Here is a 9,887-nt window from a genome sequence, read left to right as displayed (position 1 = left end):
TTAAATCGGGCGTACCCTACCAGGCCGATTTTAGCTCAAAGCTTGCGCTCACCCTCTAACTTTTAACACAGTTCATGGTAAGTAGTTGAGCTACCCATTGGAGATACTGCTGACAAAAGCATGTAAGAAACCCACCTTCAGCGTCGGCCTTGCGCTTATTTGCCCCACTCAACAGCCGCACCGAGGCGGCTACAGCCTCTTGTAAGCCACATTATCGAAATAGAACCGCACTACGCGGCCGGTTTTCTCGTCCAGCTCAAAGGGGAAGGCCACGCCGCGCTTGGTCTGGCCCTGGGCATTAGTAAGGTTAAGGACCCAGCCGTTGAGGCTCCAATGGCCCGCCCCGGTACCCGAGGAACCCGCGTCGTAGGTAGCGTTGCCGTCTGTGTCCTTGCCACTAAAGCTGGAGGCGCTGCCCCCGGTGTATGTGCCATCGGCCCGAAAAGTGAGGCCGCTCGACACCGCTGCGCTGCCACTACTGGTGCTTATCGAGTTGCCGCCCTCAAAGGTGCCGGCTAGCTGCTGGGCATTGGCAAAAGGCTTTACGCCGAGGAAGATACCGGTATCCCAGTTGAAGGCATCGGCGTGGACGTCTTCCAGACTGCTGGTACTAGTGTGGCCATCGGCCCACTTGATGGTAAGCGTGTTGCCCGCTACCGTATAGCTACCCCGGCTGCCGGCCGGCAGTGCTGCCAGGTCGGCCGCCCCAAACCCGGTCGGGTTCTGGTAGGCCTGCCCAGTTGGCGTGAAGTAGTATGCCGCCTTCTCCAGCGAGTGCGTGCCAATCCAATAGCGCGTCATAAAAAACAGCCCCTGGGGCTTACCTCCGGCTACCCGGCCGGCCAAAGGCGCCGCCACGGCCGGCCGGGTAGCCGGGGCAGGCGCGGCTACCCGCATCGCTACGGCTACCGGCCTCGCTGCCGGTGCTGCCACTGGTGCGGAGGTGGGTGCCAACCCGACGCCCGTAAGGGCTTTCTTCTTAGCCAATGATTTTATCATGCCATCTGAGTCGTCGACGCTCATATAGGCTTGGTAGGCCTGCTGGTAGGTAGCGGCAGCCGCCGCCCGGTTACCGGCCGCTTCCAGCTGTTGGCCGCGCTGGAAAAGCGCCGCGCCGCTGGGCGCTTGCTGGGCATAGCCCGCCCACGACAAACTCAGTAGCGCCGTGCACACAACTGCGAATCGAAAACTGACCATAGTTTTAATGTTTAAAAGCGGAAGTAGACTATCCCATGAGCTTTATCATAGGTTAGTATTTTTATAGGAAGTGCCGTTGAAGCGGAAAATCTTCGTCTGGTCGGTCTTTTCATCCCAGTCGGTGCGAAAGGCTACTCCGCGCGCGGTGCCTTGGGCATCGGTGAGGGTGAGGTACCAACCATCGAGCTTCCAACGACCGGCTTGCTGGGGCCCCGTCGAGGCCGCATCCGTGTTGAAGCTGCTTTTATCAGAGTGGCGGGATTCGGAATGCGAGGCCGTGAAATTGTCGCGGGTGAATGTGCCGTCCGGTTTGAGCGTGAGCGTGCGAAATGCCGCGAGCGAGTTCGCGTTGACACTAACGGCCGCGTTGTGGCCTTCGAAGGTGCCCGCTAGCTGCTTGGCGCTGGCCAGCGGGGCCACGCACATAAAGGAGCCTTCGCAGCTAAAGCCCGATTCGTCGGCGTGGTAGTTACCGGCTGTGGTGCTGCCGTTGGCCCACTTAATGGTCATCTGTTTGCCATTTACCGCATAGCTGCCGTGCTGCCCGGGTGGCACCGCCGCTAGGGCCACCGCCGAAAAATCGGTGGGGTCAACGTATACCTGCCCGGCCGGCGTGAAGTAGTACGTGCGCTGATTGTTGAAATCGGACGAGCTGACGAAGAAGAACAGGCCTACCGGCTTGCCGCCGGCCGTGCTGCCGGGCAGTGGGCCGCTCGCGCCAATATCCTTGCCAATGCCCGTTGAGCAGGCACCTACTACCAGGACCGTACTTAATAACACGCACCAGGTTAGCGTGAGCAGACTCAGCGTGAGGAAACGTAACGCACTTTTCATAATTTTTTGGAAAGAAGTGGGGAATAAATAAGCTACCTCTATCGTCCTCTGGCGAGGCGATTGTAGCTGGCTAGCAGATTTTTATGCTGTCGACAACCATCTGCCGCTAGTGCTTGCAACCCGACAGCTAGCCCGCGCGGCATCGTAATGCGGGTAGTTTGGATGGGCTCTAAACCCAAGACAGAGTGGTGAGCAGGCCACCTGCTTTATAGGCGCTTGTAGGCCACATTCTGAAAATAAAACCGCGTCACCTGCTGGGTTTTGTCGTCGGTTTCGACCGGAAAGGCTACGCCGGTAGCTACCTGGCCCTTCGCATCGGTGAGGGTTAGTACCAAGCCGTTGAGCTGCCACTTGCCGCCCCCGCTACGGGAGCTGCCCACATCCGCAGTGCTCTCCGACGAGCTGGCGCTGCCCGTTACGGCTCCGGACTGCGTATAGGTACCGTCCGGATTGAAAGTCAAATCGTTGGATGCCGACATGCCACCGCCGCCGAAGCTTACCGAGTTGCCGCCCTCGAAGGTGCCGGCTAGCTGCTGGGCATTGGCAAAAGGCTTTACGCCGAGGAAGATACCGGTATCCCAGTTGAAGGCATCGGCGTGGACGTCTTCCAGACTGCTGGTACTAGTGTGGCCATCGGCCCACTTGATGGTAAGCGTGTTGCCCGCCACCGTATAGCTGCCATGCTGGCCGGGAGGCGTAGCCGCGAGCGCGGTGGCCGTGAAGCCGGCAGGGTTTTGGTAAACCTGGCCATCAGGGGCAAAATAGTACGCCGACTTCTCCAGCGAGTGCGTGCCAATCCAGTAGCGCGTCATAAAAAACAGCCCCTGGGGCTTGCCTCCGGCTACCTCGCCAGCAAGCGGACTACCAGCGGGCGCACTACTGGCGCTGGAGTTCGAGCAGCCGGCCACTAAGCCAGCAACCAGGCAGGCCAACAGTAGCCCGGCACCACGCCGGGCCACCCAGTTGAGTAAGTAGCTTGTTTTCATAGGTAGAGCTTGGTTGTCAGTAAGCAAAAAACCGGCAGACTGCCTTGAAAGCCAGGGCAATGCCCCAGCGGCTTAGCGACTCTAAAGTAGCTTTTCGTACTTCCTGCCCGAGAAAAAGTAGTGTAATTCCCCCAAAAAGTCGATGAATCTGCCGCTGTGTCGGCTAAGGAGAAAGAAGAGGTTTTGGAAGTGTCGGGCTGGCTGTACCTTGCAGCAGCACCCGCGTCGTAACAGGCTGTTTTCTACTTGCCAGTCACGCTAAAATTTACCCGCTACACCATCTTTTTCCTGCGCCCATGCTGCCAGCCGCCTCTCCTACCCCGCTGCGCTGCGCGGTGCTCGACGACGACCCGCTGAGCTGTGACCTGGTAGCCAGCTACGTGGCCCGGGTACCCTCGCTGGTACTCGTCGGCACATTTAGCGAGTCAGTAGCCGCCTTCGAGCATCTCAGCCGCGCACCCGTTGATTTGCTATTCAGCGACATCGAGCTGCCTGGCCTCAACGGGCTGGAGCTGGTGCGGGGCCTGCGCCAGCCGCCGCTGGTCGTATTTCTGACCTCGCACCCCGAGTATGCGCTACCCACGTATGAGCTCGACGCGGTCGATTTTCTGGTGAAGCCGCTGGCATTTCCGCGCTTTTTGCGGGCCGTGGACAAAGCCCTGCGGCTGCACGTCGGCCCGCCCGCCGGCAGCGGGCTGCCGGCAGCCGACGGCACCTTCTTCATTCGTACCGAGCAGCAGTTTCTGCGCCTGCGCTGCGCCGACGTAGCCTACGCCGAAGCCATGCGCGACTTCGTAAAAGTGCACCTTACTACCGGCGCCGTGCACGTAACGCTGGTCAACCTGAAAAACTTCGAGGAGCAGGTGCCGGCCGGCTGCTTTTTGCGCACCCACCGCTCGTTTTTGGTGAATAAGATGCACATCACAGCCATTACCGCCGATGAAGTGCGGCTAGGCCCCGCGCTCACGGTGCCGCTAGGCCAAAGCTTTCGCGAAGAAGTGCTGGCGCAGGTAGTGCAGCAACGCCTGGTAAGTCGCCACCCGGCGGGCAGCAAGTAGCCTGAGCACCCGAGCAAGAACGTTCGCCTAATTAACTGGCGCGTGTTGGGTCCGGTGCACAGTAGCGCGGAGTAAAAGCCAGCGCTGCTGTCTAGCCGTGCCCGATTTTTTAAGCCGCGCTAGCTGTGACGGCCGGGCTGCTGTCCGGTGCGCGCAGCAGGGGGCTAGCCGAGCCTTCGGCGGCCGGTAACAGCAGGTAAAATGTGGTGCCCTGGCCCGGCCCGGCGCTGGCTACTTCCAGCTCGCCGTGGCTGCGGCGCACATAGTCGCGGCTGAGCACCAGGCCCAGGCCAGCACCGGGAGCCCCCTGCGCGGCGCGGCGCGGCAGGCCCTGGGGGGCTAGCGGCTGGCGGGGCGTGGGGGTGGGCAGGCCCTGGCCGGTATCTGCCACGGCAAGCTGCCAGGCGCCTTCCCGGCGCTCGGCCGCTACGGTTACCTGTCCGCCGCTAGGGGTAAATTTAAGCGCGTTGCTGAGCAGGTTGCGCAGCACCAGGCGCACAGCGGCGGGGTCGGCCTGCACCCACTCGTCGCCGCGCAGGGTGGTGCGCAACGTGAGGCCGGCCGCCTCGGCAGTGGGGGCTAGCAGGCTGGCGGCATCTTCAACGGCAGCGGCCAGCGACAGTATTTCAGCGCGAGGCGGGCTGGCCCCGCGCAGTTGCATGACTGCCCAGCCCAGCAGGTTTTCGAGCAGCACGAGCGTCTGGTCGAGTGTTTGGGTAAGGTGGCGTGTATACTGGCGCAAGCGCTCGGGCGGCAGCGGTGGGCCGCTCAGCAGTTCCACAAAGGTGTGGAGCGAGTGCAGCGGCGCCCGCAAATCGTGGCCGATGATGGAAAACAGCCGGTCTTTCGTCGCATTCAGCTCCGTGAGCTCGGCACGCTGCTTCTCGACCAGCCGGTTGCGGCGGCGCAACTGCCAGGCTAGCCAGCCCAGAACCAGCGCCCCCAGCGCCGCCGCCGTGAGGCCAGCGGCCAAGCCGCGCAGCTGGCGCAGGCGCAGGCGCAGGGTTTCGGCCTGGGCGGCGCTGGTGTGGGCGAGGGCCTGCCGCCGCTCGCGCTCTTGGCTTAGTTGAAAATCGCCCTGCAAGCGCCCGATTTGCTCGGCCTTGGCTTGGCTGAAAAGTGAGTCGTTGGCGGCTTGGGCTTGCTCGGTATAGGCCAGCGCCCGGCGGTAATCGCCGCTGGCCTTGGCCAGGGCCGCCAAGCGGGTAGCGGCGGTTTGCAGGTCGGGCAAGTCGTGGATGCGCTGAGCCAGGGCGAGAGCCGCGCGCGCGTGGGTAGCAGCCAGGGCCGGCTGGCCGCTTTGCTGGTAAGCCTGGGCCAGGCCATTGAGCACGTTGGCAGTGCTGCTATTGTCGTCGGCGGCCTGCAGCAGGGCCAGCGCTCGGGTATAGGCCTGGACGGCCTCGGCCCGCCTGCCAGCATCAAGCAGAAAATTGGCGTAGCTGCCCAGCACCTGCCCCACGTCGGCGGGTTCTTTCAACTGCTCAAAGCCCGCCAGCGATTTTTTAAAATACGCCTCAGCCTGAGGACGGTGCAGGTGAGCGAGCACAATGGCGAGGTCGTGGTACGCCTCGGGCTTCCCCCGGAAATCGGGAACTGCATCGAGGCGCGGCAGCAGCAGCTGATAGGTCTGCAGAGCCTGGCTATACTCTTTCTCCTTCAGGTACACGTTACCGATGTTGCCCAACGCATTCACCTCCGTTTGGGCGTCGTGGTGCTGGCGGGCCAGGCGCACGGCCTCAAACAGCACGGCCACCGCCCGCGGATAGTCGCCCCGGTTACTATAGATACTGCCCAAACCATTGAGGGTCTGCGAGGTACGAGGCCAGTCGCCCCGGGCTTCAAAAAACCGCCGCGCCGCCTGCACCGACTCTAGGGCGCAGGCATAGTCATCCTGCGAGTTACACAGGCGGGCCCGGTTGAGCAGCGCCGAGCCCAGCTTGCGCTGCTCGTGCAGCTGCTGCCCCAGCGCCACGGCCGAGTCGAGCAGCACCCGCGCCTGCGGGAAGTTCCCTTCGTTCTGGTAGCTCACGCCCAGCCCGCTTAGCGCCCGCACCTGCCCAGTAGCAAACCCTAGCTGCCGGCTCAGGCGCTGGGCCTGACGCAGCACGGAGCGGGCCTCGGCATACTGCCCAAGCTGCGCCAAGTCGAACCCCAACTCATTAAGGGTTTGGGTATGGCTGGTATCAGCAGCTTCAGTGGCAGCGCGGTGGCGCAGGCTATCCACTATAGCCCGCGGGTTGGGCCGACCGGCAGCCCGTACTTCTTCCCCTCGAAAGAGCCCCCAAAAAGCCAGCGCCAGCGCCAGCCGCTGCCAGGTAACAACTTGAATCATAGCAGGTAGAGTTAGGCGCGCAAGGTAACGGAAATTTTCAATTGTAGCTACCTTTTTTCTGGCTTACCAGACAGCCTTGGCGCCCCTCCGCCAGCCGCCGTAACTTGCGCCCGCATTCGGGCCGCCCCTCCCACCCCGCCGCCCGCACTGCTCATTGCTAACCGTTAACTGCTCACTAATACATGGGACGCGCATTTGAATTCCGGAAAGGCCGCAAAATGAAGCGCTGGGACCGGATGTCGAAAGACTTTACCCGCATCGGCAAGGAAATCGTGATGGCCGTGAAAGAAGGCGGCCCTAGCCCCGACTCGAACGCCCGCCTGCGCACGGCCATGCAAAACGCCAAGGGCGTAAACATGCCCAAGGACCGCGTGGAAGCCGCCATCAAGCGCGCTACCGGCAAGGATGAGAAAGATTATCAAGAGGTTGTGTACGAAGGCTACGGCCCCCACGGCGTGGCCATTGTGGTCGAAACCGCTACTGACAACCCCACCCGCACCGTAAGCAACGTGCGCCTGTACTTCAACCGCAACAGCGGCGCCCTGGGCACGGCCGGCTCCAGCGACTACACCTTCACCCGCAAGGGCGTGTTTAAGCTGGCCGCCGAAGGCCTCGACCGCGACGAGCTGGAGCTGGAGCTCATCGACGCCGGCGCCGAAGACGTGTACGAAACCACCGAGGAAGACGAGCACGGCGCCGAGCACAAGTACATGGTGATTGAAACCGCCTTCACCGACTTTGGCCAGATGCAGAAAGCGCTGGATGCCAAGAGCGTAAACATCGTGAGTGCCACCTTGCAGCGCGTGCCCAACACTACCGTTTCGCTTACCGACGAGCAGGCCGAAGAAGTCGAAAAGCTCATCGACAAGCTCGAAGAGGATGAAGACGTGCAGGCCGTGTATCACACCATGGGCTAGGCCCCTAAGTTTTCGCTTTGCAAACAACGCCGTCTCTCTAGCCGAGGGGCGGCGTTGTTTTAGCTTTCAGCAAGCCATAAGCCCCCTGGAATGAGCCTCTTGCGTTTGCTTGCTCACCAAAGGCTAACTGTCAATTTCGCGCTACATTCGCCGGGTAGCTCTGCACCCGTAATTCCGCTCGCGATGGCAGCCAACTTCTTAGACCCCAGCGATAACAAAGCCCTTATCAGCCGGCTGTTTCGCCTGATGCCCGACGCCCGGCCGCGCTGGGGCACCATGACGGCTGGCCAGGTGCTGGTGCACTGCGCCGACCAGCTGCGCGTGAGCACCGGCGCCAAGCGCCTCACTTCGTTTTGGGTGCCCAGCTTCCTCAAGCCACTGCTGAAGAAGCGGTTTGTTACCCATTTTCAAGGGTTTAAGCCCAGTATGAAAACCCTGCGCGAGCTGGATTCGCGCCGCGGCATGACGCCACCCGTGAGCTTTGCGGCAGACCACGCTACATTAATCGGCCTGCTCTCGCCGGCCCGGTACAATCCCAGGGGCATTGAACACCCGTTGTTCGGCCTCCTGTCGGCCCAGGAGTTTGGGGAGATTACCTGGCAGCACCTCGACCACCACCTGCGGCAGTTTGGGGTGTAGCCAGGCAGCGTATAGCCTCAGTGTTCAGCAGTATTTTATTAGCATATGCCTGGCAAGATTTCTACCGCCACTGCCCCTGGCTACCCTTGGGGCCAGGGCTGCGTCGGCTGGCACCTAGTGCAAAACGCGCAGCTAGGGGTCATCCAGGAAACCATGCCGCCGGGCACCGCCGAGGTGCGCCACTACCACGCGCGGGCGCAGCAGTTTTTCTACGTGCTGCGCGGCGAAGGCACGTTTGAGCTGGCCGGTGAAACGTGGCGGCTAGGCCCCGGCGAGGGCATCGAAGTGCTGGCCGGACTGCCGCATCAGCTGCGCAATGAAAGCGCTGAGCCGCTGGAGTTTCTGGTAATTTCGACGCCGCACGCGCACGGCGACCGGGTGCTGGCGGCCGCGGCCACGCAACTTTCCTAACTCCGCCCGCGCCTATGCAAATGCTGCTGGCCTTGCCCGGCTGGCGGCGTTTGTCGTTTATTGCGATTCCTTATGAAAATTCTACCACTACTCCCCTGCCTGCTGCCGTTCGCCGCACTCGCCCAGACTTCCGCCCCACTACCACCCGTTGACCCCAACATCCAGCGCTGGGTGAATGAAATTTCGGCTAAAAACCTGGAAACCGACGTGCGCAAGCTCGTCAGCTACGGCACCCGCCACACGCTGAGCGACACCAAGAACAAGAAGCGCGGCATTGGCGCGGCCCGCCAGTATGTATTCGACGAGTTTAAGAAATACAGCAAGGCGGGCGGCGGGCGCATGGTGGTTGAGATGGACACCTTCACGTATAACCCCGACGGCAAGCGCGTCGATAAAAAAACCCTGATGGCCAACGTACTGGCCACCATCCCCGGTACCGACCCTACCGATACACGTATCTACCTGATGAGCGGCCACATCGACTCGCGCGTGACTGATGTGATGAACCGCACCGCCGATGCGCCTGGTGCCAACGACGATGCCAGCGGCGTAGCCGCCGTAATGGAAGTGGCCCGCGTGCTGGCCGGCCAGAAGTTTCCGTGCACCATCAAGCTCGTGGCCGTGCAGGGCGAAGAGCAGGGCCTACTAGGAGCCGACCACTTGGCCAAGCGCGCCAAGAAAGAGGGTTGGAACTTGGTAGCGATGCTGAATAATGACATTGTAGGCAATTCGAAGGGCTACGACCCCGAAATCACTGACTCCTTGCACCTGCGTGTGTTTAGCGAGGGCGTGCCGGCCACCGAAACGCCCGAGCAGGCGCGCATCCGCCGCCAGCTCAGCTCGGAAAACGATGCCCCTAGCCGCCAGCTGGCCCGCTATGCCCAAACCGCCGCCCGCCAATATGTGAACGCCGGCGGCTACAGCGTACTGCTGGAGTACCGCCCCGACCGCTTTTTGCGCGGCGGCGACCACACGCCCTTCAACCAGCAGGGCTACGCGGCGGTGCGCTTCACCGAAACCAACGAGAATTTCAACCACCAGCACCAGGACCTGCGCACCGAGGGCGGCATCGAGTACGGCGACAAGCCCGAGTTTATGGATTTTCGCTACCTGCGCCGCACCGCCCAGGTAAACCTGGCTACCCTGGCTAGCTTGGCGCTAGCCCCCGCCGCTCCGCAAAAAGTAGAAGTGCTCACCGCCAAACTCACCAACCGCACCGAGCTGCGCTGGCTAGCCCCGCAGGGCGGCCCCGCCCCCGCCGGCTACATCGTGCTGGCCCGCGAAACCAGCGCCCCGCAGTGGCAGCAGCGCTTCCCGGTGAGCGGCACCACCGCCGACCTAGCCGTGAGCAAGGATAACTACATCTTCGGTGTGGTGAGCGTGGATGCGCAAGGGCACGAGAGCACGGCCGTGCTGCCGGTAGTGGGGCGGTAAGCAAACCCTCATCTATCGCCCCTCTCAGTATTCCTAATACCGAGAGGGCATTTAGCGTATTTTAAGTTAGCTTAAC

The 9,887-nt window shown here is 62.0% G+C and carries 9 protein-coding genes; 5 read left to right on the top strand and 4 right to left on the bottom strand.

Features of this window, described 5'->3' with window-relative positions:
* Window positions 1-189: 189 nt before the first annotated feature.
* From J4D99_RS15155 to J4D99_RS15145, 3 genes are all read right to left on the bottom strand, one after another.
* Complete coding sequence (locus tag J4D99_RS15155) at window positions 190-1,197, bottom strand: hypothetical protein (protein ID WP_208132573.1); 1,008 nt, start codon at window positions 1,195-1,197, stop codon at window positions 190-192.
* Between the two features lie 45 nt (window positions 1,198-1,242).
* Window positions 1,243-2,031 (bottom strand): hypothetical protein, encoded by a 789-nt coding sequence (locus tag J4D99_RS15150; RefSeq protein WP_208132572.1) that lies wholly within the window; start codon window positions 2,029-2,031, stop codon window positions 1,243-1,245.
* 206 nt (window positions 2,032-2,237) lie between these two features.
* Window positions 2,238-3,017, bottom strand: a complete 780-nt coding sequence (locus J4D99_RS15145) for an SRPBCC family protein (protein WP_208132571.1) — start codon at window positions 3,015-3,017, stop codon at window positions 2,238-2,240.
* Window positions 3,018-3,313: 296 nt separating this feature from the next.
* Here J4D99_RS15145 and J4D99_RS15140 point away from each other — a divergent pair, with 296 nt between their 5' ends.
* On the top strand, window positions 3,314-4,075 hold the full coding sequence (locus J4D99_RS15140; RefSeq protein ID WP_208132570.1) for a LytR/AlgR family response regulator transcription factor: 762 nt from the start codon (window positions 3,314-3,316) through the stop codon (window positions 4,073-4,075).
* A gap of 109 nt (window positions 4,076-4,184) precedes the next feature.
* Here J4D99_RS15140 and J4D99_RS15135 read toward each other — a convergent pair whose 3' ends face one another.
* Entirely contained in the window at window positions 4,185-6,410 is a 2,226-nt protein-coding gene (locus J4D99_RS15135) for an ATP-binding protein (protein ID WP_208132569.1), read from the bottom strand.
* A 182-nt stretch (window positions 6,411-6,592) separates the two neighbouring features.
* Between J4D99_RS15135 and J4D99_RS15130 the strand changes: the two genes are divergently transcribed.
* The 4 genes from J4D99_RS15130 to J4D99_RS15115 all read left to right on the top strand — a co-directional run bounded on the left by J4D99_RS15130 (window position 6,593) and on the right by J4D99_RS15115 (window position 9,811).
* Window positions 6,593-7,327, top strand: a complete 735-nt coding sequence (locus tag J4D99_RS15130; RefSeq protein WP_208132568.1) for a YebC/PmpR family DNA-binding transcriptional regulator — start codon at window positions 6,593-6,595, stop codon at window positions 7,325-7,327.
* A 183-nt stretch (window positions 7,328-7,510) separates the two neighbouring features.
* Window positions 7,511-7,966: a DUF1569 domain-containing protein gene (locus J4D99_RS15125; protein ID WP_208132567.1), complete on the top strand. Its 456-nt coding sequence runs from the start codon at window positions 7,511-7,513 to the stop codon at window positions 7,964-7,966.
* A 45-nt stretch (window positions 7,967-8,011) separates the two neighbouring features.
* Window positions 8,012-8,377 (top strand): cupin domain-containing protein, encoded by a 366-nt coding sequence (locus tag J4D99_RS15120; RefSeq protein WP_208132566.1) that lies wholly within the window; start codon window positions 8,012-8,014, stop codon window positions 8,375-8,377.
* 72 nt (window positions 8,378-8,449) lie between these two features.
* Window positions 8,450-9,811 carry a M20/M25/M40 family metallo-hydrolase gene (locus J4D99_RS15115; protein WP_208132565.1) on the top strand — a complete coding sequence of 454 codons (1,362 nt, stop codon included), beginning with the start codon at window positions 8,450-8,452 and terminating at the stop codon, window positions 9,809-9,811.
* Window positions 9,812-9,887: the final 76 nt, after the last annotated feature.

The sequence above is a fragment of the Hymenobacter sp. BT559 genome (assembly GCF_017571525.1).
GTDB lineage: Bacteria > Bacteroidota > Bacteroidia > Cytophagales > Hymenobacteraceae > Hymenobacter > Hymenobacter ginsengisoli.
Note: the sequence above shows the minus strand (reverse complement) of the source record. Positions and strands in the feature narration are given on the sequence as shown.